Below are 23,732 nucleotides of genomic sequence, written 5' to 3'. Positions count from 1 at the left end.
GTGTCGGGCGGGGGCGTTGAGGCTTGCCGACGGGGCGTCAGGCGGTGTGGTGGGCGGTGTGGTGGGCCGACACCGACGGCCAGTGGGACTGGAGCGTGCGGACCGTCTCGGCGATGGCCGGCCGCCGAGCCGCCCCCGTGCGCCACAGCGCGTACAGCCGTCGTACGGGCATCGGGTCGAGCGGCACCTCCACCACACCGTCGGGAAGGGGCCCGCGGCCGAGGCGAGGGATCAGCGCGACCCCCAGCCCGGCCGCGACGAGCGCGACCAGGGTCGGGTTCTCGTCCGCCTGGTGCACGATGTCCGGCTCGCACCCGGCGGCCCGCAGCGTCCGGACGAGCCAGTCGTGGCACACCCGCCCCGGCGGCTGACAGATCCACCGCTCACCCCCCAGATCCTCCCGCCGCACGGACTCCCGCCCGGTGAAGGGATGCCCCGCGGGGACCAGCAGATCGCACAGGTCGTCCCCGATCACCGCCTGCTCCACCCCCGGAGGGGCCGGCAGCGGCGCGATGTCCCAGTCGTGCGCGACGGCCACGTCCACCGCCCCCTTGGCGACCAGGTCGACGGAGAGGTGCGGATCGACCTCCGTGAGGCGGGTGTCCAGCCCCGGATGCCGCCGCGCGAGATCCGCGAGCACCCCGGGCAGCAGCCCCCGCGCCGCCGAGGCGAACGCGGCCACCGTCAGCCGCCCGGCGGGCAGCCCGCGCCGCTCCTCCAGCTCGGTCTCGGCGCGCTCCACGATGGCCAGCAACTCCTGTGCGGTGGCGGCGAGTTGCTCGGCCTGCTCGGTGAGCCGCACACCGCGTCCCTGCCGTTCGAGGAGTACGGTCCTGGTCTCCCGCTCCAGCTTCGCGATCTGCTGGGAAACGGCCGACGGCGTGTACCCGAGCGCGGCCGCGGCGGCGCCGACCGTGCCGTGCACGGAGACGGCGTGCAGGGCGCGCAGACGTTGCAGATCGAGCATGGCCCACCCCATTCATTGGCTCACCAGTCAGTTGGCCAGTGAGTCGGCCGGCTCAGTGGCTGGTCGGCACACTGGCTTTCATTAGTGATGCTTCATCCATCCTTGCAGTAATCATCGCTGGTGCTTCACGGTCCGGGGAGTGATCCTCGACCCATGCGACCCGCCCACATCTGCCTCGCCGTCCTCGTCGCCGCCGTCTGGGGCGTGAACTTCACCGTCATCGAGGTCGGCCTCGGCCACTTCCCGCCCCTCCTCTTCTCGGCCCTGCGCTTCCTCGTCGCCGCCCTGCCCGCGGTCTTCTTCGTGGGCCGCCCGAAGGTCGCGTGGAAGTGGATCGTGGCGGTGGGGCTGGTGCTCGGGGTCGCCAAGTTCGGCCTGCTGTTCATCGGCATGGACGCGGGCATGCCGGCCGGGCTGTCCTCCCTCGTCCTCCAGATCCAGGCGGTCTTCACGGCCCTGATCGCGTTCGTGGTCCTCGGTGAACGCCCCACCCGCGTACGGCTGTCGGGCATGGGTGTGGCCCTGTGCGGGGTGGGCCTGGCCGCCGTCGACGAGGGCGCGGCCGGTCCGCTCGGCGCCTTCGCCCTGGTGATCGCCGCCGCGGCCTGCTGGGGTCTGTCCAACGTCCTCACCCGCAAGGCGTCTCCGCCGGACTCGCTGAACTTCATGGTGTGGGTCAGCACCGTCCCCGTACTCCCGCTCCTCGGCCTGTCGCTCCTGACGGAGGGCCCGTCGCGGGATCTGGCGGCCCTGCGCGCCCTGGACTGGCAGGGCGCGGGCGTCGTGGTCTACGTCGCCTGGATCACCACGGTCTTCGGCTTCGGGGCGTGGGGCTGGCTGCTGCACCGGCACCCCGCATCCACGGTGGCCCCCTTCTCCCTCCTGGTCCCGGTGTTCGGCATGTCGTCCGCGGCGCTGTTCCTGGGCGAGTCGGTGAGCCCGCTGCGGTGGGCGGCCACGGCGCTGCTGGTGGGAGGGGTGGCGCTGACGTCCCTGGTGCCGGGTTCGGGATCGGGTTCGGGTTCGGGATCGAGGAAGGTCCACGTGGCGGACGCTCCAGCAAGGGAGCAGGTCGGCGAGCCAGCATGAGGGCATGGCCGCAGTCGACATCCCAGGTTCCAAGTCCATCACCGCCCGCGCCCTCTTCCTGGCGGCGGCGGCCGACGGGGTCACCACCCTCGTACGCCCGCTCCGCTCGGACGACACCGACGGCTTCGCGGAGGGCCTGACCCGGCTCGGCTACCGGGTCGGACGGACCCCGGACGCCTGGCACGTCGACGGCCGTCCGCAGGGCCCCGCCGCCCGGGAGGCCGACGTGTACTGCCGCGACGGCGCGACCACGGCCCGCTTCCTCCCCACCCTGGCCGCCGCCGGACACGGCACCTACCGCTTCGACGCCTCCGCGCAGATGCGCCGCCGCCCGCTGCTCCCGCTCACCCGGGCGCTGCGTGACCTGGGCGTGGACGTGCGGCACGAGGGGCCGGAGGGCCACCACCCGCTGACGATCGCGGCGGCGGGCGTCGACGGCGGGGAGGTGGTGCTGGACGCCGGCCAGTCGTCCCAGTACCTGACGGCCCTGCTCCTCCTGGGCCCGCTGACCCGCAAGGGCTTGCGGATCACGGTGACGGACCTGGTGTCCGTGCCGTACGTCGAGATCACGATGGCGATGATGCGGGCGTTCGGGGCGGAGGTGCGGCGCGAGGGGGACGCGTTCGTGGTCCCGCCCGGCGGTTACCGCGCCACCACGTACGCCGTCGAGCCCGACGCCTCCACCGCCAGCTACTTCTTCGCCGCGGCGGCCCTGACGGGCGGCGAGGTGACGGTCCCGGGGCTCGGATCGGGCGCCCTGCAAGGGGACTTGGGCTTCGTGGACGTGCTGCGGCGGATGGGCGCGCGCGTCGACGTGGGCAGCGACCGTACGACGGTCACGGGCACCGGCGAACTGCGCGGCCTCACGGTCAACATGCGGGACATCTCCGACACCATGCCCACGCTCGCCGCCATCGCGCCCTTCGCCTCCGGCCCCGTCCGCATCGAGGACGTCGCCAACACGCGGGTGAAGGAGTGCGACCGCCTCGACGCCTGCGCGGAGAACCTCCGGCGGCTCGGTGTCCGAGTGGAGACCGGCCCCGACTGGATCGAGATCCACCCGGGCGCGGCTCCCGTGGGCGCGGAGATCAAGACGTACGGCGACCACCGCGTCGTCATGTCCTTCGCGGTGACCGGACTGAGGGTGCCGGGGATCTCGTTCGACGACCCCGGGTGCGTACGCAAGACGTTTCCGGAATTCCACGAGAAGTTCGCGGAGTTTCACTCGTATCAGTGATCGCGGATGTACGCGAGTTTCTCGAACGTGTGAGGGCTTGGCGCCCCTTTTCGTTGCGGGACACCGAATTCGGGTGAGTGAGTCGAATGCGGGCTCGATTCGGCCGGGCCCGTTCCCACCTACGCTCTCGCCCCATGAACGACGTCGTGGTCACCGGACTCGGACTGATCACTCCCGCGGGGATCGGGACGGCCGCCACCTGGGACGGTCTGCTCGCGGGCACGCCCACCGCGGCCACCGATCCGGAACTCGCCGGACTGCCCACCGACTTCAGCTGCCGGATCCCCGGTTTCGACGCCGGGGTCCTGCTCGGCCGCCGACGGGCGGCCCGCCTCGACCGGTTCACCGCCCTGGCGGTGCTCGCGGCACGGGAGGCGGTCGCCGCGGCGGGTCTGCTACCCGCCGAGTGGGCGGCCCGCAGGGTGGGCGTCGTCGTCGGTACGGGTACGGCGGCGATGGCCAGTTACCTGGTCGAGATCCCCAAGATCGCCGACGGGCGGCACCGGCTGGTCGACCCGTTCTCCGTGCCCCGCACCGTCCCCAGTATGTCGGCCGCCGAGATCGGTCTCGCTCGCCGGCGCGTTCTGGCTGACGGTCAGGGGGAGGTGAGGAGACCCCTCGCGGGCACGCCGGGGCCCGGGTAGGGTCGCGCGCCATGATCCTCTGGCTGAACGGCACCTTCGGCGCGGGCAAGACCACCACCGCGAAGGAACTCACCGCCCGCCTACCGGAGTCCAGGCTCTTCGACACCGAGCAGGTGGGGTACATGCTCTGGCACGTCCTGGGGAAGCCGCGGGACTTCCAGGACTTCCCGCCGTGGCGCGGGCTGGTGGTGGAGACCGCGCGTCAGGTACTGGACTACGTGGGCGGCACGCTGGTCGTCACACAGACCGTCCTCAACGAGGAGTACTGGCGCGAGATCCGTACGGGTCTGACGGAGGCGGGCATCCCCATACGCCACTACCTCCTCCACACCGACCACGACACCCTCGTCCACCGCATCGAGACCGACACCGATCCCGAGAACGCCGGCGCCCGGCAGTGGCGCCTCGACCACCTCGCCGACTACGACCGCGCCCTGCCTTGGCTCCGCCGGGAGGCGACCACCATCGACACCACCACCATCCCGCCCTCTCGCGTCGCCGAACTCGTCCTCACCGAGCTTGAGTTGGAGTCGGAGTCGAAGGAGCCGTGAGCCCGACGGACGACCGCCGCTGCCCGTCCGCGCCCGCTGCCAGGAATTTCGTTCGACGGCTCCGGGCGCGTAGGGAACACTTCGGGCCGTGACTTTCAAGCTGGAGGGACCGGTCCTGGAAGGCGCGCTCGTACGACTTGAGCCGCTGGACCCATGCCACACCGAAGACCTGGCCGCCGCGGCGGAGGAAGACCGGGGCTCGTACGCGTTCACCTGGGTGCCCCGGGCGGACGAGGTCGGGCAGTACGTCGACGCACAGCTCGCCCGCGCCGCGACCGGCAAACTCGCACCGTACGCCCAGGTGTCCGTCGCCTCGGGACGAGCGATCGGCGCCACGTCCTTCTGGGAGCCGCGCTTCTGGCGGACGGACGATCAACTCGACGCCATCGAGGTCGGCTTCACCTGGCTCGCGTCCTCCGCCCAGGGCACGGGCATCAACGCCGAGGCCAAACTCCTGCTCTTCCGCCATGCCTTCGAGGAGTGGGGTGTCGCCCGGGTGGACCTGAAGACCGATGCCCGCAACGCCCGTTCGCGTGCGGCGATCGCGAGTGTGGGCGCGCGTTTCGAGGGCGTCCTGCGCAACTGGTCCCGCTCCTGGGCACCGGGCGAGGACGGCCGCCTCCGTGACTCCGCGATCTATTCGATTACGGCGGGGGAGTGGCCGGAACAGCGGAAGAAGCTGGAGGAGCGGGTGGCGAGGCGCGTGGGGGTGCGGGCGGACCCGACGGTTCTCAGCTGATCAAGCCGGCGGCCGTGGAGCGCAGTTGGTCCCGTACGGCGGTCAGTACCGGATCCCCCTCGGACCCCGCCCGTACGGCCACGAACACGTTCCGCGACGGCGGCGTCCCCTCCGTGGTCAGCAGGGTCACGCGGCGGTGGGCGTACAACGGCCGCACCAGCCGTGGGATCAGGGCCACTCCCTGGCCCGCCTCGACGAGTGCGGCCAGTGCTCCCCAGTCGTTGACGGCGTGCCGGATGTCCGGTGTGAAACCGGCCGCCGCGCACACGGAACGGGCGACCGCACCGCAGCAGCTGCGGGCGTCGCCGACGATCCAGGGGTCGGTGGCGAGGTCCCGCAGGGCGACCCGTTCGCGGCCCGCGAGGCGGTGGCCGGCCGGGACGGCGAGGTCCAGGACATCGGTGAACAGGTCGGTACGGGTGTAGCGCCGGTCGGTGTGCGGCGGCGCGGCGGCGAAGTCGACGGCCACGGCGACATCGACCTGCCCCGCGTCGAGCGCGGTGAACAGGTCCGGCGGCTCGGCCTCGACGACGTCCACGCGCACGTGGGGGAGCCGGGCGGACAGCGCGCGCATCGCGCCCGGGAGCAGCCCCAGGATCCCGCTGGAGAAGCAGCCGATGGTGACCGAACCGCGCCCGCCCGCCCCGTACGCCGCCAAGTCGGCGCGCGCCCGCTCCAGTTGGGCCGCGATCAGATCGGCGTGCGCCAGCAGGACCCGTGCCTGTCCGGTCAGCCGTACGCCCCTGCCGTCCCGCTCCGTGAGCGGCGCGCCCACCTCGCGGGCGAGGGCCGCGATCTGCTGGGAGACCGCCGACGGGGTCAGGTGCAGGGCCTCCGCCGTCCTCGCCAGAGTGCCCCGGCGCTGGAGTTCGCGCAGGACGGTCAGGCGACGCAGATCGACAGTGAAGGTCTCGCTTATCGGTTCCACCCGGAAAGATTAACTGGACCGGAATCCCGGTGATCGGAAACCATCGCCCCATGAGCAAGACGACCGAGACGACCGAGACGACCGAGATGACCAACGCGACCAAGAACTTTCTGATCCTCCACGGCTGGCAGAACCGTCGCCCGGATGCCCACTGGCAGCACTGGCTCGCCGACCGGCTGACGGAGCTGGGGCATCACGTCACGTATCCGCAGCTGCCGGACCCGGACGACCCGGACCTGGAGGTGTGGCTGACGGAGCTGGTCCGGCACCTCGACGGGCTGCGGGGCGCCGGCTCGGAGCGCGTGGTGCTCGCCCACAGCGCGTCCGCCGTGCTGTGGCTGCACGCCGTCGCGCGGGGCGTGCCGGGACTCGACGTCGACCGGGTGCTGCTCGTGGCGCCGCCGTCCGCCTCCGTACTCGTACGACTCCCGGAGATCGCCGCGTTCGCCCCGCCCCCACTGGACTTCACGCTGCCCGGCCCCACCCTCCTGGTCGCGGGCGACGACGACCCGTACTGCCCCGAGGGTGCCCTCGCCGTCTACGGCGACCCCCTGGGCGTACCGACCGAGATCATCCCCGGGGCCGCTCACCTCGACCTGGACGCGGGGTACGGATCCTGGCCCGCCGTACTGGAGTGGTGCCTGGACGGGACGGCGAAGCTCACGGCTCGGCCGGCGGCCTGAGGCTCACCATTCCTCGATGTGCGCTTCGGCCTCGCGCCGGTCGCGGGGGTGCCGGACACGGTTGGCGGAAGGGTCGAAGAACGAGTCGGAGTGCGCCGCCCACTGCGCGGTGGGGTGCGGTCCGGGGCGCTCGGCCCGGTCGGCGGTGGCGCGCTGTCGCGGGGTGGGCCGGCCGCTCCAGTCCCCGTCGCCCAGGACCAGGAGGGGGTCGAACATCACCACCACTCCGGCCAGGACCAGGAAAATGAACGGGCCGATGAGCATGGGGAGCAGCAGCGAGGTGGGCGAGTCGCCGGTGAACGACCCGTCGGGCCTGCCGTGGAGGTGCACGTCGACGGCGGCCATGCCGGTGTAGTGCATGCCGGTCACGGCGACGCCCATGATCAGACTGGCTCCCAGGGCCGGCAGGAAGCCCCGGATCGAGACGGCCGCCCACAGCGCGGCGGTCGCGGCGACGACCGCGATCACCACGGAGAGCGCGACGGTGACCGGGTCGTACCGGATGGAACCGTTCAGCGTGAGCGCCGACATGCCCATGTAGTGCATGGCGGCGACGCCGAGACCGGTGACAGTGCCCGCGGTGAGCAGTGTGGCGCCGGTGGCACCCCGGTATCCCACGGCGAAGACGCCGACGCCGACCACGGCGATCGCGACGGCGAGGCTCAGCACCGTCAGGCCGACGTCGTAGCGGATACGGGTCTCCTCGACGCGGAAACCGACCATGGCGATGAAGTGCATCGTCCAGATCCCGCATCCGATCGACGCCGCCCCCAGCGCCAGCCAGCCAGGCTTCCACGACAGCTCGTTGCGCATGGACCGGACGACGCAGCGCAGCCCCAGAGCGCTTCCCAGACAGGCGATGAGGTAGGCCGCCACCGGTGTGACGGCCCCGTATCTGAATCCGTCCACTGTGCCCTGCATATGCCAACTCCCCCCGAGTCATGGCTACTTGAGGGAGAAAGGTCTCGTGTCAAGGTTGCGTAAGCAAGCCTTTACGGGCGGTGTCCGAGTTAACTCTGTGATGACGGTGGCAGGATTTCGGGCACAGGTGGGGGAAATCCGGTGAAATCCAGACGGTGAAATCCAGACGGTGAAATCCGGCGAGAGTCGATGAAATTCAGCGAGAGAGGGGAGAGGGGAGTCAGGCGGCGTCGTTCAGGAGGCGGGAGAGGTGCTCGCGACCTGGGCCCAGCAGCCCGGCCAGCGGTGCCGCCGCCTCGTACCACCGCTTCTCGTACTCCCAGCACAGCCAGCCGTCCCAGCCTCGGCGGGAGAGGAGCTCGACGCACTCGGCGAGGGGGAGGACCCCGGCGCCGAGCGGGAGCGGGGTGGTGTCCTCGGCGGAGGCAATGTCCTTGACCTGGACGTATCCGAGGAACGGGGACAGCGCCGCATACGTCTCCGCCGGCTGCTCGCCGCCCAGCCAGGTGTGCATCACGTCCCACAGTGAGCCCACCTGGCGGTGGCCGACCGCGCCCAGGACGCGGATCGCGTCGGCGCCGGTGCGGTGTGAGTCGTGGGTCTCCAGCAGGATCCGTACGCCCAGGTCGGCGGCGTACTCCGCCGCCGTGCCGAGTCGGCGGGCCGCCGTCGCGTCGGCCTCGCCGGACTCCTGGCCGGGGTCGGCGCCCGGGAAGACGCGGATGAAGGGGGCGCCCAGATCCCGGGCCAGGCCGAGGAGCTCGCGGATCTCGTCCAGTACGGGTGTGTCGTCGCCCGGCGCCGCGACGCGCGCGTACCCGGCCAGTCCCAGGACCTCGATGCCGCCCGCCTTGAACTCCGCCACCACGTCGGCCCGTTCGGCCGGACCGAGGCCCGGGTGCACCGGTTCCTCGGGGTGGGCGCGCAGTTCGACGCCGTGGTAACCGTGCGCGGCGGCGAGGCGTACGACGTCGGGGATCGGGAGTCCGGGTACACCGAGCGTGGAGAAGGCGAACTTCATGGGGCGGACCTTACGGGGTGAAGATTGCCTGAGAAACGCTGTGTTCGGCTCGTGGACGGATGCTTGTGGCCATTATCTTCCGCGGCATGGCAGATGTCCTGGGGGAGCCCGGAAACGGGTGTGGGAGCGGGACCGGGACCAGGAACGGGGATGGGGTCTCGGTTCGCGTGAATGGTGGATCGTCGCCGTGGCCGAGTCGCTGGTCAGCGCCGTGTCCGTGGTGTGGTGGTGCCGTCTGCTGTGGCGGGGGCGCAACGATCTGTCCATGCTGGCGCCCGCGACCGCCCTGATCGTCACGGTGGCCGTGTCGCTGGCGGTGAGCTGGACCCTGTATCTGGGCGGCGGCGAGGGCGGGCGGCTGCGGCGGCTGAACCTGGCGTTGATCGCCGTACGCGGTGTGGGGGTTGGAGCTGCTGCCACTGGAGTGTGTTCAAGAGTGGTCTGGTGAGCAGGAGTGAGTGCCGGTGGTCTCTGTCGTGTTGCGTCTTGCGTGGTGTGGCCGTGGCGTCTTTTTCTGGGGAACTGACGTTCGTGTGTCGAATGCGTGACCTTCTCGGGTGGTGCTCGTTGGATGCGGTGACGGGATCTTCGGGTGGCGTCGGGGCGGGGGTGACGGGGTGGGTGGGCTGAGGGTTGTGGCGGAGTCGTTCGTCGTGTCCCGTTCGGGTGGTGCGGCCATCCGTACCCGTCTCAAGCATCTGACGCCCGTGGATGAGAAGGTGCTGCGGCTGGTGGGCGCGCATCTGGGGGCGCTGGCTTCGAAGGATCTCAAGGCGCGGTGCCGGGAAGGTCTGGAGCACTCCAGTGGCGCGTGGGCGGTGCGCAAGCGGGAGCTGACGCCGCTGTCGTCGTCGCGGTGGGCCGGGGCGATCACGAAGGCGTCGCACGATCAGTGGGCACTGGCCCGGCGTAGCCAGTTGACGCACATCCAGTCCCTGGAAGCGGGCGTCCGCACCCTCACGCACCGGCTGTCCCTGCCGATCGGGCAGAAGGGAACCAAGCAGGCTCCGGGCGGTTACCGGTCGCGGCGGGAGTGGCATGCGAAGTCGCGGCGGCTGCGGGTGCTTGAGGACCGGCTGGCCGCCGCGCGGGCCGACCACGAGGCGGGGCTCGTGCACGTCGTGCGTGGCGGCAAGCGGCTGGCCCGTGCCCGCCACCACCTGGAATCCGCCGGGCTCACCGAGTCCGCATGGCGCGGGCACTGGGAGGCCGAGCGCTGGTTCTGCCAGGCGGACGGAGAGTCCGGCAAACGCTACGGCAACGAGACGATCCGCATCAGCCCCGACGGCGAGGTCAGCGTCAAACTCCCCGCACCCCTCACGCAGCTGGCCAACGCCCCGCGCGGACGATACGTCCTGGCCTGCCGGGTCACGTTCGCGCACCGGGGCACCGAGTGGGCTGACCGCGTCGCGGCCGACCGGGCCGTCGCCTACCGCATCCACCTGGATGCGGACCGCAACCGCTGGTATGTGACCGCCTCCTGGCAGATCCCGCCCACCCCCACCATCCCGCTCGAGGCCGCGCTCGCCCGAGGCGTGATCGGCGTCGACATGAACGCCGATCACCTTGCCGCCTGGCGTCTGGATGTCCACGGCAACCCGACCGGCAGCCCGCGCCGCTTCTTCTACGACCTGTCCGGAACCCGCGATCACCGCGACGCACAGATCCGCCACGCCCTCACCCGCCTCCTGCACTGGGCGAAGACCTGTGGCGTGGGAGCCATCGCCGTCGAGGACCTGGACTTCGGCGCGGACAAGACCCGCGAGAAACACGGCCGTCGGAAGCGGTTCCGGCAGCTGATCTCCGGCATGCCCACGGGCAAGCTCCGCGCCCGTCTCACCTCGATGGCCGACCAGACCGGTATCACGGTCATCGCCGTGGACCCGGCCTACACCAGTCGCTGGGGCGCCCAGCACTGGCAGAAACCCCTCACCAGCATCACCCGCAGGACCACCCGCCACGACGCAGCCGCCGTGGCGATCGGAAGGCGCGCCCAGGGACACCCGATCCGGCGACGGACGGCACCGCCCCCTGCTCACCGGAGCGATGAGCAGGGGCATCGGACCGTCCAGGCCCGACCGGGCATCCCCGGGCGTGAGGGAACCCGCCCCCGCATCCCCGGACCACGGACACGATCCGTGCACGCCGGACGCGGAGCGAACGCGGGCAACCAGAACACCCAACACCGTTCGGGGCGTTCGACTGAGCATGGGTCCTGGCAACAGGACTCACTCCCGCTCAGTCTTTAGGAACGGTACTGACGCTGTCGCTCTGGCTGCTCCACGAGGTGTAGTGGGCCGGGGTCTCCAGCCTTTTGTGCAGCCCCCTTGGCCCCCTTGGGCCTCCGGTCAGTCGGAGGCGCCGTGCAGGTCCAGCCGCCAGTCCTGGCCGAGGAGGTCCACGCCGAAGGAGCGGTGCGGTTTCTCGGAGACGAGGACGAAGCCGTGGCGCTGGTAGATGCGGCGGGCGGCGGCGAGGACGTCGTTGGTCCACAGGACCAGTTCGCGATAGCCGACGCCGCGCGCGAAGCCGATGACGGCCTCGACGAGCCGGTCCCCGATCCGCAGCCCGCGCGCGTCCGGCTCGACGAGGAGAAGCCGGAGCCGGGCGGTACCGGGCGCGTCGTCCCGTACGCACATCACGCAGCCCACCGGCCGCCCGTCGAGCTCGGCGATCCACACCCGCTCCAGGTGCGGATCGTGATCCTCGGCGAAGTCGGCGACGATCCTCGCCACCAGGCCCTCGTAGTCGGTGTTCCACCCGAACTCGGCCGCGTACCGCGCGGCGTTGCGCTGCACGATCCAGCCGAGGTCACCGGGCCCCGGCTCGCGCAGCACGACGTCCTCGCGGCGGGGGACCCGGTCGTCGCCCAGGATCGTCCGCACCGTGCGCATCGCCTCCGCGAGCCGCTGCCGGTCGTCCGGGGCCACGGAGGCGAGCAGCGCCCGGACGGTTTCCCGGGCCCGCTCGTCGAGCAGGTCGGCGGCGTCCCGGCCCCGCGCGGTGAGCGTGATCCGCCGGCGGCGCGGGTCCTGCTCGGACGGGGCCCGCTCGACCAGCCCGTCCTGCTCGAACTTGTTCAGGATCCGGCTCAAGTACCCGGAGTCCAGGGAGAGTTCGGTGCGCAGGTCCACCGCATCGGTGCGCGGGGAGTGTGCGAGCTCGTACAGGACGCGTGACTCGGTGAGGGTGTACGGCGCGTAGAGGTGACGGCCGTAGTCGAGCGCGCCGATGACATTCGTGTAGAAGCGGTTGAAGGAGCGGATGTCCTGGACCGTCATGATCGCCCCCGGATTCCCGGATTCTCGGAGTTCTCGGATTTATGGCTGACTCAGTCAGAGATACCGATGCTCCGAGGATAGAGCGGACACCCACGCACCGCCTAGCCCTCGTCACGCACCGCGAGAGTCGCCCCCGCCGCCCCTACCCGTCCCATCCTTCTGGGGCTCCGCCCCAGACCCCGTTCGGTCGTGCGTCGGCTGCGGGTGAGTGGGGGCTTGTCGCGCAGTTCCCCGCGCCCCTTGGGTGGGTGGGGGTGAGGTTGTTTGTCGGCTGCGGCACGGTGGGGGTTGCTCGCGCAGTTCCCCGCGCCCCTTAAAAGCACCTGGGGCGGGCCGGCGGTTGTTCAGGGGCGCGGGGAACTGCGCGACCAGCCCCCACCGGCCCGCAGACGACACACAACCCGGGGGGGGTCTGGGGGCGCAGCCCCCAGCGGGCCCCGCATCGACGCCGGGTGCCCGATCAACCACCGGTCCACCTACAACCGCGGCCCCCCGGAGGACCCCCGCACCATCAACTCCCCCCGCACCGTAGCGATCCCCCCAGGCGGCGGCTCCTCCCGCCCCATGGCGATCCGCCCGGCCCGGGCCCCCGCCTCGGACAGCGGCAACCGCACGGTGGTCAGCGCGGGCACCGCATCGATGCTGAACGGCAGATCGTCGAACCCCGCGACGGACACGTCGTCCGGGATACGCAGCCCGGAGTCCCGCAGCGCGGCACACGCCCCGAGCGCCACCGTGTCGTTCGCCGCGACGACAGCCGTCAACGACGGGTCACGGCGCAGGAGTTCGAGGGTCGCCTCGTACCCGGACCGGCGGTCGTAGCGGCCGTACACCGTCCATCGCGGATCGTCCTCGATGCCGTGCGCGGCCAGCGCGTCCCGGTGGCCTTCGAGACGGTGCCGCGTCGTCGTGCGCTCCTGCGGGCCCGCGATGTAGCCGAGCCGCCGGTGTCCGAGCCCGATCAGATGCTCGGTGAGCTGCTGGCCGCCCCCGCGGTTGTCGAAGGTGAGCGCGATCGCCTCGGCGGCCTCGGGCGCGGGCGGCCGGCCGCACAGGACGACCTTGGTCCCGGCCTCGGCCAGCTTGCGCAGCTTCGCGGAGACGGCGGTGGCGTGCGCGGTGTCCTCGACGGCGCCGCCGGTGAGGACGACCGCGGCGGCGCGTTGGCGCTGAAGGAGCGTGAGGTAGGTGAGTTCGCGCTCCGGGGAGCCGCCGGTGTTGCACACGACCCCGAGCCGTTCGCCGCCCGCGCGCCCCCCGGGGCCGCCGATCTCCGACTGGATCGCGGCCGCCATGATCCCGAAGAAGGGGTCGGCGATGTCGTTGACGAGGATCCCGACGAGGTCGGAGGTGGCCGCGGCGAGCGAACTCGCCGGTCCGTTCAGTACGTAGTCCAGCTCGTCCACCGCGCGCAGGACCCGCTCACGGGTGGAAGTGGCCACGGGATAGTTCCCGTTCAGCACGCGCGACACCGTCGCGGGGGAGACCTGGGCGCGGGCCGCCACGTCCGCCAGGGTCACCGTCATCTCGTAGTCCTCCGGTCGCGCATTTCGTCGTACCTCTTCGTACGTCGTCGAGCCGAGTCGTGCCTCGTCGAACACGGGGGTGTAAGTCGTGCATACCGCTTCCCTGTCCGTGGCCTGTGCAGACCTTAAGGCCAGCACCCCCCGTTGTTCGCCCCCTCGAACAACTCGACCTCGTCACGGTCTTGTCCAGACCGCTGCAGAGAGGCTAGCTTCTCTCTGGATAGAAAGCGCTTGCTGTCACGCTCACCAGTTCGTCAGTGGGGCGTACGCGGCGCGGAACCCGTGTACGAAGGGAATGACGTGACACGCAAGACGGTGCGTATCGCCATGAACGGCGTGACGGGGCGCATGGGCTACCGCCAGCACCTCGTCCGCTCGATCCTCGCCCTGCGTGAGCAGGGCGGCCTCGACCTGGGCGACGGCACCGTGCTGTGGCCCGAACCCGTGCTCGTCGGCCGCCGTGAGCACGCCCTGAAGGCGCTCGCCGAGCAGCACGGCCTGGAGCACTGGTCCACGGACGTGGACGAGGTCCTCGCCGACCCGAGCGTCGACATCTACTTCGACGCGCAGGTGACTTCCGCCCGCGAGGAGGCGCTCAAGAAGGCCATCGCCGCGGGCAAGCACATCTACACCGAGAAGCCGACCGCGACCGGCCTCGACGGCGCCCTGGAGCTGGCCCGCCTCGCGCACGCCGCCGGGATCAAGCACGGCGTCGTCCAGGACAAGCTCTTCCTGCCGGGGCTGCTGAAGCTCAAGCGGCTCATCGACGGCGGCTTCTTCGGGCGGATCCTCTCCATCCGCGGGGAGTTCGGCTACTGGGTCTTCGAGGGCGACTGGCAGCAGGCCCAGCGCCCCTCCTGGAACTACCGCGCCGAGGACGGCGGCGGCATCGTCGTCGACATGTTCCCGCACTGGGAGTACGTCCTGCACGAGCTGTTCGGCCGGGTCACCACCGTCCAGGCGCTCACCGCCACCCACATCCCGCAGCGCTGGGACGAGCAGGACAAGCCCTACGACGCCACGGCCGACGACGCCGCGTACGGCGTCTTCGAGCTGGAGGGCGGCGCCATCGCCCAGATCAACTCCTCCTGGGCGGTGCGCGTCAACCGCGACGAGCTGGTCGAGTTCCAGGTGGACGGCACGGAGGGCTCGGCGGTGGCCGGGCTGCGCAACTGCCGTGTCCAGCACCGTAGTTCGACCCCCAAGCCGGTCTGGAACCCCGACATCCCGGCCACCTACTCCTTCCGTGACCAGTGGCAGGAGATCCCCGACAACGCCGAGTTCGACAACGGCTTCAAGGCCCAGTGGGAGCTGTTCCTGCGGCACGTCTACGCCGACGCGCCCTACCACTGGGACCTCCTGGCCGGCGCCCGCGGCGTCCAGCTCGCCGAACTGGGCCTGAAGTCCTCGGCGGAGGGCCGCCGTCTCGACGTACCGGAGATCTCCCTGTGACCATCCAACTGCCAGCAGAAGACGGCCGGTTGAGGGCGTACGAGCCACGCGCCACCCCCCTCGCCCTCGCCACCGGAGCCCCCTTCACCTCCCGTACGGTCTTCTCGGCCGCGCATGTCGTCGCCGACCCGTACGCGGACGTCTCGCCGGACTCGCCCGCCGCCGTCGACTGGGACGCGACCCTCGCCTTCCGCCGCCATCTGTGGTCCCACGGGCTCGGCGTCGCCGAGGCGATGGACACCGCACAGCGCGGGATGGGCCTGGACTGGGCGGGCGCGGCGGAGCTGATCCGACGCTCGGCCGCCGAGGCCAAGGCGGTCGGCGGCCGCATCGCGTGCGGCGTCGGCACGGACCAGCTCACCGGCCCGGCGTCCCTGGCCGAGGTCCGGGCCGCGTACGAGGAGCAGCTCGCCCTCGTCGAGGAGTCGGGCGCCCAGGCGATCCTGATGGCCTCGCGCGCGCTGACGGCGGCCGCGTCCGGCCCCGAGGACTACCTCGACGTCTACGGCCACCTCCTCCGCCAGTCGTCCGACCCCGTGATCCTGCACTGGCTGGGCCCGATGTTCGACCCGGCCCTTGAGGGCTACTGGGGCTCGTCCGACCTGGACGCGGCGACCGAGGTGTTCCTGGAGGTCATCGCCGCGCACCCCGACAAGGTCGACGGCATCAAGGTCTCGCTGCTGGACGCCCAGCGGGAGGTCGACCTCCGCCGCCGCCTTCCCGTAGGCGTTCGCTGCTACACGGGCGACGACTTCAACTACCCCGAGCTGATCGCGGGCGACGAGCAGGGCTTCAGCCACGCGCTGCTCGGCATCTTCGACCCGCTGGGTCCGCTGGCGGCGCAGGCGGTGCGCGTCCTGGACACCGGCGATGTGAAGGGCTTCCGCGAACTCCTCGACCCCACGGTCGAGTTGTCCCGCCACCTCTTCCAGCCGCCCACCCGCTTCTACAAGACGGGCGTGGTCTTCCTGGCCTGGCTGGCCGGCCACCAGGAGCACTTCACCATGGTCGGCGGCCTCCAGTCGGCGCGCTCGCTCCCGCACTTCGCGCGCGCCTACGAACTGGCCGACACCCTGGGCCTGTTCCCGAAACCGGAGCTCGCGGAGTCCCGTATGAAGAACCTGCTGTCGCTGTACGGAGTGGACCAGTACGGAGTGAACCGGTGACGTCTCTCGCGCGTTTCAGCATCAACCAGATGACGGTGAAGCAGCTGTCGATGCCCGAACTGGTCGACAACTGCCTGGAGTTGGGCGTCCCCGGCGTGGGCCTCTGGCGTGAGCCCGTCCAGTCGTACGGCGTCGAGGCGACGGCCAAGCTGGTCCGCGACGCGGGTCTGACGGTGACAACGTTGTGCCGGGGCGGCTTCCTCACGGCCATCGACCCGGCCGAGCGGGCGGCGGCCCTCGCCGACAACCGCCTGGCGATCGACGAGGCGGCCACGCTCGGCACGGACACGCTGGTCCTGGTCTCCGGCGGTCTGCCCACCGGTTCGAAGGACCTGCACGGCGCCCGGGAGCGGATCGCCGACGCGTTGGGGGAGCTCGGCCCGTACGCGGAGGAGCGGGGGGTCAAGCTGGCCATCGAACCGCTCCACCCCATGTACGCCGCCGACCGCTGCGTGGTGTCGACCCTCGCCCAGGCCCTCGACCTCGCGGAACGCTTCCCCGCGCACCAGGTCGGCGTCACGGTGGACACGTACCACATCTGGTGGGACGACACGGCCCCCGCCCAGATCGCCCGCGCGGGCGCCGCCGGCCGGATCCACACCTTCCAACTCGCCGACTGGACCACCCCGTTGCCCGAGGGCGTCCTCAACGGCCGCGGCCAGATCGGCGACGGCTCGATCGACATGCGCGAGTGGAAGGCGTACGTCGAGGCGGCCGGCTACACCGGTCCCATCGAGGTCGAGCTGTTCAACGACGGGCTGTGGGCGCGGGACGGGCGCGAGGTGCTGGCGGAGACGGCGGCACGGTTCGTGGAACACGTGATCCAGTAGGTCCGGGGGTGGCACGAGCACGTCGCGAGCGGCGCCGCTTACTTCCGATGCCGCTCACTTCCGGGTGCCGCGTGCCGCCCGCTTCGTCAGGACCGTCAGCAGTACCGGAATCAGCATCTCGACGACCCGGGAGACGGTCGCGGGCGGCAGTCCCGTCTTCTTGGCGACGGCTTTCGCGACCGGTCCCGCGGCCTTGGCGAGCACCCCGGCCATCAGGCCGCCGCCCGCCAGGCCGCCCAGGGTGGCCACGCCCTGGAGCGGGGCCTCCTCCTGAGCGGGCGGGGCGTTCTCGGCCTCGCCGGACAGCGTCGACACCGTCGTGCCGACCATCTCCCGGGCGGCGCCGCTGTCCGTGCCCAGCAGCGTCGCGATCTCCTCGACCTTGTCGTCGCCGAGTTCCTGGAGGACGTCGGCCTCAAGGGACGTACCGGAATCTTCGCCGCTGCCTTCGCCGTTGCCTTCGCTCATGACTGAAACGCTACGTCTGCCCCGGTTCGTCGGCACGCCGAAAAAAACTTGAAGAGACCGTGCAACCCTTCCCGTACCTCGCGGGTCGTACTTGGCATCAGGACTTCTGGAGGGGGATCTGGGGGGATCGCGGGGGTTCTGATACGGAGGGGAAAGCCGAGGGGCCCGGTCGACGGATCGGGCCCCTCGAAGTTTTTTTGGCGGGGTGGCCGGCGGCCTCCGGGCGCTAGAAGAACACCCCGCAGCGCAGCAGCACATTCGCGTACGGCTGTGCCTCACCGGTGCGTACGACGAGCCGGGCGCCCGCCGACAGGGACTTCAGCTTCTCGTGCGGGACCAGTTCGAGCGCGGGGAAGTGGGCCTCCAGCAGCGCCGTCGCCGCCGGGTTCGCCGCGCGGACCTCGTGCGCGGCGGTGGCGCCCTCGATGACCAGCTCGTCCAGCAGCCCGTCCAGCACCTCCGCGAACGACGGCACCCCGGCCCGGAACGCCAGGTCCACCACCCGTGGGCCCACCGGTATCGGCATCCCCGCGTCGCACACCAGGACCTCGTGCCCATGGCCCAGCTCGGCGAGCGCGCCCGCGAGATGACGGTTCAGGATTCCGGACTTCCTCACAGGGAGGCCACCTCTTCGGCCGTGGGGAAGGACTCCTGCGCACCGGGGCGCGTCACGGCGGCGGCGCCGACCCGGGCCGCGTACCCGGCGGCCTCGGCGAGCGGCTCCCCGAGCCCCAGCCGCCAGGCCAGCGCGGCGGTGAAGGCGTCGCCCGCGCCCGTTGTGTCCACGGCCTCGACCTGCACCGACGGCACCCGGACCCGCGCGCCCGCCCGCTCGGCCACCAGCGCGCCGCCCGCGCCCAGCGTGATGACCACCGAACGCGGACCGAGGGCCAGCAGGGCGGTCGCCCAGTCCTCGGGGGAGTCCCCGAGAGCCGTACCGACGATCACTCGCGCCTCGTGCTCGTTGACGATCAGCGGATCGCAGGCGGCGAGCACCTCACGCGGCAGCGGGCGCGGCGGCGAGGGGTTCAGTACGAAGCGGCCGTCGGCGGCGAGGTTCCGTACGGTCTCCACGACCGTCTCCAGCGGGATCTCCAGCTGTGCCGAGACCAGCCGGGAGGCCTGGAAGAGGCTTCCGGCGGCCCGCACGTCCTCGGGCGTGAGCCGGCCGTTCGCCCCCGGCGAGACCACGATGCTGTTGTCCCCGGACGGGTCCACCGTGATCAGCGCGACCCCGGTGGGCGCCCCGCCGACGAGCACGCCCACGGTGTCGACGCCGGCCGCCCGCTGCGAGTCGAGCAGCAGCCGGCCGTGCGCGTCGTCGCCGACCCGGGCCAGCAGGGCCGTACGGGCCCCGAGGCGGGCGGCGGCGACCGCCTGGTTGGCGCCCTTGCCGCCGGGGTGGACAGCGAGGTCGGAGCCGAGCACCGTCTCGCCGGCCGCGGGCCTGCGCTCGACCCCGATCACCAGGTCGGCGTTGGCCGATCCCACGACCAGAAGGTCGTAGTCGTACATGAACTGTCTCCCTGTATAGGTGAGTTGAGGCGGCCCGTACGTGGGTCGAGGCGGCCGGGCGGTCGGTGTGACCGCCCGGCCGCCCGGCCGCCCGCGTGTGTGTCCGGCCGTCGGCCGGGTCAGCCGCCGAACCCGGCCACGTTCTCCTTGGTGACCACCTTCACCGGCACCATCACCGTCTTCTCGACTGTCTTGCCCTCGGCGGCCTTCAGCGCGTTCTCCACCGCGATCCGGCCGAGCTCCTTGGGCTGCTGGGCGACGGACGCGTACAGCGTGCCCGTCTTGACCGCCTTCAGACCGTCGGGGGTGCCGTCGAAGCCGATGACGGAGACCGACGTGCCGGCCTTGGAGCCGAGCGCCTTGATCGCGCCGAGCGCCATCTCGTCGTTCTCGGCGAAGACGCCCTGGATGTCGGGGTGGGCCTGGAGCAGGTTCGTCATGACGTCGAGGCCCTTGGTGCGGTCGAAGTCGGCCGGCTGTTGGGCGACGACCTCGATACCGGGGTAGGCCTTCAGCCCCTCGGCGAAGCCCGCGCCGCGCTCACGGCTCGCGGACGTACCGGCCAGACCCTGGAGGATCACGATCTTGCCCTTGCCGCCCAGCTTCTCGGCCATCGCCTTGGCGCCCAGCTTGCCGCCCGCGATGTTGTCGGAGGCGACGAGCGCGGCCGTGTCCGCCTTGTTCACGCCCCGGTCGACGCCGACGACGGGGATGTCGGCCTTGTTCGCGGAGCGCACCGACGGGCCCGCCGCGTCCGAGTCCACCGGGTTGACGATGATCGAGTCGACGCCCGAACTGGTGAAGTTCTGGAGCTGGTTGGCCTGCTGCGAGGCGTCGTTCTGCGCATCCGTGACGGTCAGGTCCGCACCGAGCTTCTTCGCCTCCTCCTGCGCACCCGCCTTGATCTGTACGAAGAAGGGGTTGTTCAGGGTGGAGAGGGACAGGCCCAGCTTCCGCGTCGCCGCCGCGGACGAGCCGGTGTGCAGGAAGGACATCGCGCCCACGAGCGCGGTCGCGACCACGGCGGCGATCACGTACGTGGCCGCCTGCCTGCCCTTGCCGCCGCCTGAGGTGCCGACAGCCACCGGAGCCGCCCCGGCCTTGCGCCGCACCGTGTCGAGCAGCACCGCCAGCGCGATCACGACACCGATGACGACCTGCTGCCAGAACGCCGACACGGACAGGAGGTTCAGCCCGTTGCGCAGCACCGCCAGGATCAGCGCGCCGATCAGCGTCCCCGACGCCTTGCCCGTGCCGCCCGCCAGCGAGGCGCCGCCGATGACGACCGCGGCGATCGCGTCGAGCTCGTAGCCCTGCGCGGCCTGCGGCTGCGCGGAGGAGAGCCGGGAGGCGAGGACGATGCCCGCGGCGGCCGCGAAGAGACCGGAGAGGGCGTAGATCGCGAGCTTCTGCTTCTTCACCCGCAGGCCGGAGAGGCGCGCGGCCTCCTCGTTGCCGCCGATCGCGTACATGGAGCGGCCGATGTACGTACGGCCCAGGATCACGGCGGTGATCAGGCCCATGACGACCATCACGAGGACCGGCACCGGAAGCCAGCCGCCCAGCGTGTCACCCAGGTGCGAGACCGAGCTGGGGAAGGCGATCGGGCTGCCCTGCGAGATGACCAGGGAGAGACCGCGGCCCACCGAGAGCATGGCGAGGGTCGCGATGAACGGCGGCAGCTTCCCGTACGAGATCAGCACACCGTTGACCAGGCCGCACGCTATGCCGGTGGCGACCGCGAGGATCACCGCGATCCAGACCGGGACGCCCTCCGAAGTCGCCATCCAGGCGAGGACGGTGGCCGACAGCGCGGCGACCGAGCCGACCGACAGGTCGATGCCCGCCGAGACGATCACGAAGGTGACGCCGAAGGCGAGGATGGCGGTGACGGCCGCCTGGACGCCGATGTTGAGCAGGTTGTCCGTCGTCAGGAAGTCGCCGGACAGTGCCGACATCGCGATGACGAGGGCGATGAGCGCGGTGAGCGCCCCGTTGTCGAGCAGGAGGCGGCGGACCGCCGAGGCGCCACTCGCGCCCGTCGTTCTCGTGAGCGTGTCAGTGGCCACGGGAGCCCTCCACAGCGGTAGTTGCATGGGTTGGTGTGCTGACGGCGAGTGCCATCACGGAGTCCTGGGTGGCCTCGGCCGCGGACAGTTCGCCCGCGATCCGGCCCTGCGCCATCACCAGCACCCGGTCGCTCATGCCGAGGACCTCGGGCAGATCGCTGGAGATCATCAGGACGGCGGCACCGGCGGCCGTCAGTTCATTGACGAGCTGGTAGATCTCGACCTTGGCGCCGACGTCGATGCCCCGGGTCGGCTCGTCGAGGATCAGCACCTTGGTGTCGGCGAGCAGCCACTTGCCGATGACGACCTTCTGCTGGTTGCCGCCGGACAGGGTGCGGACGTGCTGGCCGAGGCCCGCCATCCGGACGCCGAGCTGCTCGGCGATCCGCGCGGCGGACTCCCGCTGGCCCTTGAGGTCGACGAGCCCGCCACGGGTCGCCGCCCGCAGGGTGACCAGGCCGAGGTTCTCCTCGACGGACGCGTCGAGCACGAGCCCCTGGCCCTTGCGGTCCTCGGGGACGAGCCCGATGCCGGCCTCCATCGCGGCGTTCACGTCATGGCGGCGCAGCTCGGCACCGGCCACCTTCACGGCGCCCTTGTCGTACGGGTCGGCGCCGAAGACGGCCCGGACCACCTCCGTACGTCCGGCCCCCACGAGCCCGGCGATGCCGACGACCTCACCGGCCCGCACCTCGAAGCTGACGTCGTGGAAGACCCCGTCACGGGTCAGCCCCTCGACGGTCAGCAGCGCGGACCCGGAGCCGTCGTCACCGTGGGCACGCTCGCGCGGATACTGCTGCTCGATGGACCGGCCCACCATGAGGCGTACGAGTTCGTCCTCGGAGGTGGAGGCCGGGACCTGCCCGACGCTCTTGCCGTCGCGGATGACCGTGACGCGGTCCCCCAGGGCGGCGATCTCCTCCAGGTGGTGCGTGATGAAGACGATGCCGACACCGTCCTCGCGCAGCCGGCGCACGATGGTGAAGAGTTTTTCGACCTCTTCGGAGGTGAGCACCGCGGTCGGCTCGTCCATGATCAGGACGCGTGCGTTCAGGCTCAGCGCCTTCGCGATCTCGACCATCTGGAGGCGTGCGATGCCGAGTTCACGCACCCGCGCGCGTGGGGACACGTTCACCCCGACGCGTTCGAGCAGTTCGGCGGCCTCGGCCTCCATCGTCTTGCGGTCGATCATCCCGAAGCGGCGCGGCTGCCGGCCCAGGAAGATGTTCTCGGCGACCGTCAGATCGGGGACGAGATTGAACTCCTGGTAGATGGTCGCGATCCCGAGGCGCTCGGAGTCCTGTGCGCCATGGATGCGCACCTCCTCGCCGCCGACCAGGATCCGCCCCGCGTCGGGGCGGTAGGCGCCGGAGAGCGTCTTGATGAGGGTGCTCTTGCCCGCGCCGTTCTCACCGAGCAGCACATGCACCTCGCCCCGGCGCAGACCGAAGTCGACGCCGTCGAGCGCGACCACGCCGGGGAAGGCCTTGCGTATGCCTTCGATGCGCAGCAACTCGTCCTGGTTGCTCACGACTTGCTCCTGTTCGTTACGGGGGAGTGCGGGAGGGGGGCCGGCTCGCCGCACGAGCGGCGTACGACGAGATGGGCGGGGAGGGTGACGGACCGCGGGGGACGCCCCTCGATGCGGTCGATCAGGGCGCGTACGGCGGCCCTGCCCAGCTCGCCCGTCGGCTGGGCGATCGCCGTGATCGGCGGATCGGTGTGCACGAACCACGGGATGTCGTCGAAGGCGGCGAGCGCGATGTCCTCGGGGACCCGCAGCCCGCGCGCGCGGATGGCGTCCAGCGCGCCGAGCGCCATCAGGTTGTCGGCGGCGAAGACGACCTCGGGCGGCTCGGGCAGGTCGAGGAAGCCCTCGGTGACCCGCCGTCCGCTCTCGGCCTGGAAGTCGCCCTGCCCTATGTAGACGTCCGGGAGGGGAATCCCGTACTCGGCCAGGGCTTCCCGGAAGGCCTCGACGCGCTCGCTGCCGGTGGTGGTCGCCGCCGGGCCCGCGATGATCGCGAGCTTGCGATGCCCCAGACCGTGCAGATGGGCGACGAGATCCCGGACGGCCGCGCGCCCGTCCGCCCGCACGACGGGCACATCCACGCCCGGGATCCAGCGGTCCACGAAGACCATCGGCGTCCCCTCGCGCGCGGCATCCAGCATCCCGGGGGAGCCGCCGTCGGTGGGGGAGACGAGGAGGCCGTCGATGCGCCGGTCCAACAGGGTCCGTACGTGGTGGTCCTGAAGGTCGGGCCGCTCGTCGGCGTTGCCGATGATGACGCTGTAGCCGAGGGCGCGGGCCTCCTCCTCGACGGAGCGGGCCAGCTCGGTGAAGTACGGGTTGAGTACGTCGCTGATGACCAGGCCGAGGGTGCGGGTCTGGTCGGTGCGCAGGGAGCGGGCGACGGCGTTCGGGCGGTAGCCCAGGGTCTGTACGGCGGCCAGCACGCGGGTGCGTGCGTCTTCGCTGACCGACGGATGATCGTTCAGGACGCGCGAGACCGTGGCGACGGATACGCCGGCCTCCGCGGCAACGTCCTTGATGCTCGCCATCGCCGCTCCACCTCCTCGTGGAATCGATTACATGGAGGATTGGAATCGATTACACGGCTGTTAACAAGCCCTCGACACCGGAT

At 71.3% G+C, this 23,732-nt stretch carries 22 protein-coding genes and 1 pseudogene; 11 read left to right on the top strand and 12 right to left on the bottom strand.

The window, feature by feature from the left end:
- Positions 1-37: 37 nt before the first annotated feature.
- Positions 38-967, bottom strand: coding sequence for a LysR family transcriptional regulator (locus OG975_RS17450; protein ID WP_406330190.1), 930 nt, complete (start codon positions 965-967; stop codon positions 38-40).
- Positions 968-1,120: 153 nt separating this feature from the next.
- Here OG975_RS17450 and OG975_RS17445 point away from each other — a divergent pair, with 153 nt between their 5' ends.
- The 5 genes from OG975_RS17445 to OG975_RS17425 all read left to right on the top strand — a co-directional run bounded on the left by OG975_RS17445 (position 1,121) and on the right by OG975_RS17425 (position 5,227).
- Positions 1,121-2,056, top strand: coding sequence for an EamA family transporter (locus tag OG975_RS17445; protein ID WP_406330189.1), 936 nt, complete (start codon positions 1,121-1,123; stop codon positions 2,054-2,056).
- A gap of 4 nt (positions 2,057-2,060) precedes the next feature.
- On the top strand, positions 2,061-3,293 hold the full coding sequence (gene aroA, locus OG975_RS17440) for a 3-phosphoshikimate 1-carboxyvinyltransferase (protein WP_406330188.1): 1,233 nt from the start codon (positions 2,061-2,063) through the stop codon (positions 3,291-3,293).
- A gap of 134 nt (positions 3,294-3,427) precedes the next feature.
- A complete protein-coding gene (locus OG975_RS17435) occupies positions 3,428-3,937 on the top strand; it encodes a beta-ketoacyl synthase N-terminal-like domain-containing protein (RefSeq protein WP_406330187.1) in 510 nt (169 codons plus the stop codon).
- Between the two features lie 11 nt (positions 3,938-3,948).
- The gene (locus OG975_RS17430; RefSeq protein WP_406330186.1) at positions 3,949-4,488 is read left to right on the top strand and encodes an AAA family ATPase; all 540 of its coding nucleotides are present in this window, start codon (positions 3,949-3,951) and stop codon (positions 4,486-4,488) included.
- Positions 4,489-4,576: 88 nt separating this feature from the next.
- Entirely contained in the window at positions 4,577-5,227 is a 651-nt protein-coding gene (locus OG975_RS17425) for a GNAT family N-acetyltransferase (protein ID WP_406330185.1), read from the top strand.
- Here OG975_RS17425 and OG975_RS17420 read toward each other — a convergent pair.
- Entirely contained in the window at positions 5,220-6,155 is a 936-nt protein-coding gene (locus tag OG975_RS17420; RefSeq protein ID WP_406330184.1) for a LysR family transcriptional regulator, read from the bottom strand. The genes OG975_RS17425 and OG975_RS17420 overlap by 8 nt on opposite strands.
- Positions 6,156-6,205: 50 nt before the next feature.
- On the opposite strand from OG975_RS17420, the gene OG975_RS17415 reads away from it, so the two are divergent.
- A complete protein-coding gene (locus OG975_RS17415; protein ID WP_406330182.1) occupies positions 6,206-6,838 on the top strand; it encodes an alpha/beta hydrolase in 633 nt (210 codons plus the stop codon).
- A 3-nt stretch (positions 6,839-6,841) separates the two neighbouring features.
- Here the strand turns inward: OG975_RS17415 and OG975_RS17410 are convergent, their stop codons facing one another.
- Both OG975_RS17410 and OG975_RS17405 read right to left on the bottom strand, forming a co-directional pair.
- Positions 6,842-7,759, bottom strand: coding sequence for an MHYT domain-containing protein (locus OG975_RS17410; RefSeq protein WP_406330181.1), 918 nt, complete (start codon positions 7,757-7,759; stop codon positions 6,842-6,844).
- Between the two features lie 220 nt (positions 7,760-7,979).
- Positions 7,980-8,780, bottom strand: coding sequence for a sugar phosphate isomerase/epimerase family protein (locus OG975_RS17405; RefSeq protein ID WP_406330179.1), 801 nt, complete (start codon positions 8,778-8,780; stop codon positions 7,980-7,982).
- A gap of 118 nt (positions 8,781-8,898) precedes the next feature.
- On the opposite strand from OG975_RS17405, the gene OG975_RS17400 reads away from it, so the two are divergent.
- The gene (locus tag OG975_RS17400) at positions 8,899-9,228 is read left to right on the top strand and encodes a hypothetical protein (RefSeq protein WP_406330178.1); all 330 of its coding nucleotides are present in this window, start codon (positions 8,899-8,901) and stop codon (positions 9,226-9,228) included.
- A 169-nt stretch (positions 9,229-9,397) separates the two neighbouring features.
- A pseudogene (locus tag OG975_RS17395) lies at positions 9,398-11,029 on the top strand (IS200/IS605 family accessory protein TnpB-related protein).
- A 99-nt stretch (positions 11,030-11,128) separates the two neighbouring features.
- Here OG975_RS17395 and OG975_RS17390 read toward each other — a convergent pair.
- Both OG975_RS17390 and OG975_RS17385 read right to left on the bottom strand, forming a co-directional pair.
- Positions 11,129-12,061: a GNAT family N-acetyltransferase gene (locus OG975_RS17390; protein ID WP_406330177.1), complete on the bottom strand. Its 933-nt coding sequence runs from the start codon at positions 12,059-12,061 to the stop codon at positions 11,129-11,131.
- Positions 12,062-12,537: 476 nt separating this feature from the next.
- Positions 12,538-13,587, bottom strand: coding sequence for a LacI family DNA-binding transcriptional regulator (locus tag OG975_RS17385; protein WP_406330176.1), 1,050 nt, complete (start codon positions 13,585-13,587; stop codon positions 12,538-12,540).
- A 300-nt stretch (positions 13,588-13,887) separates the two neighbouring features.
- On the opposite strand from OG975_RS17385, the gene OG975_RS17380 reads away from it, so the two are divergent.
- The 3 genes from OG975_RS17380 to OG975_RS17370 are packed head-to-tail and all read left to right on the top strand — an operon-like array spanning position 13,888 to position 17,035.
- Positions 13,888-15,039 carry a Gfo/Idh/MocA family protein gene (locus OG975_RS17380; RefSeq protein ID WP_406330174.1) on the top strand — a complete coding sequence of 384 codons (1,152 nt, stop codon included), beginning with the start codon at positions 13,888-13,890 and terminating at the stop codon, positions 15,037-15,039.
- Positions 15,036-16,205: a dihydrodipicolinate synthase family protein gene (locus OG975_RS17375; RefSeq protein WP_406330173.1), complete on the top strand. Its 1,170-nt coding sequence runs from the start codon at positions 15,036-15,038 to the stop codon at positions 16,203-16,205. The genes OG975_RS17380 and OG975_RS17375 overlap by 4 nt, the downstream gene beginning before the upstream one ends.
- Positions 16,202-17,035 (top strand): sugar phosphate isomerase/epimerase family protein, encoded by an 834-nt coding sequence (locus tag OG975_RS17370; protein WP_406330172.1) that lies wholly within the window; start codon positions 16,202-16,204, stop codon positions 17,033-17,035. Before OG975_RS17375 ends, OG975_RS17370 begins: the two co-directional genes overlap by 4 nt.
- Before the next feature lie 54 nt (positions 17,036-17,089).
- Here OG975_RS17370 and OG975_RS17365 read toward each other — a convergent pair whose 3' ends face one another.
- The 6 genes from OG975_RS17365 to OG975_RS17340 all read right to left on the bottom strand — a co-directional run bounded on the left by OG975_RS17365 (position 17,090) and on the right by OG975_RS17340 (position 23,649).
- Positions 17,090-17,503, bottom strand: a complete 414-nt coding sequence (locus tag OG975_RS17365) for a DUF937 domain-containing protein (RefSeq protein WP_406330170.1) — start codon at positions 17,501-17,503, stop codon at positions 17,090-17,092.
- A 226-nt stretch (positions 17,504-17,729) separates the two neighbouring features.
- Positions 17,730-18,119, bottom strand: a complete 390-nt coding sequence (rbsD, locus tag OG975_RS17360; protein WP_406330169.1) for a D-ribose pyranase — start codon at positions 18,117-18,119, stop codon at positions 17,730-17,732.
- Positions 18,116-19,018 (bottom strand): ribokinase, encoded by a 903-nt coding sequence (locus tag OG975_RS17355; RefSeq protein WP_406330168.1) that lies wholly within the window; start codon positions 19,016-19,018, stop codon positions 18,116-18,118. The genes rbsD and OG975_RS17355 overlap by 4 nt, the downstream gene beginning before the upstream one ends.
- A 119-nt stretch (positions 19,019-19,137) precedes the next feature.
- On the bottom strand, positions 19,138-21,087 hold the full coding sequence (locus tag OG975_RS17350) for a substrate-binding domain-containing protein (protein WP_406330166.1): 1,950 nt from the start codon (positions 21,085-21,087) through the stop codon (positions 19,138-19,140).
- Entirely contained in the window at positions 21,077-22,618 is a 1,542-nt protein-coding gene (locus OG975_RS17345; RefSeq protein WP_406330165.1) for a sugar ABC transporter ATP-binding protein, read from the bottom strand. The genes OG975_RS17350 and OG975_RS17345 overlap by 11 nt, the downstream gene beginning before the upstream one ends.
- On the bottom strand, positions 22,615-23,649 hold the full coding sequence (locus OG975_RS17340) for a LacI family DNA-binding transcriptional regulator (protein WP_406330164.1): 1,035 nt from the start codon (positions 23,647-23,649) through the stop codon (positions 22,615-22,617). Before OG975_RS17340 ends, OG975_RS17345 begins: the two co-directional genes overlap by 4 nt.
- Between the last annotated feature and the right edge of the window lie 83 nt (positions 23,650-23,732).

Source organism: Streptomyces sp. NBC_00203 (assembly GCF_045206325.1).
Classification (GTDB): domain Bacteria; phylum Actinomycetota; class Actinomycetes; order Streptomycetales; family Streptomycetaceae; genus Streptomyces; species Streptomyces lutosisoli.
This window is presented reverse-complemented; position numbering and strand designations above follow the sequence as displayed.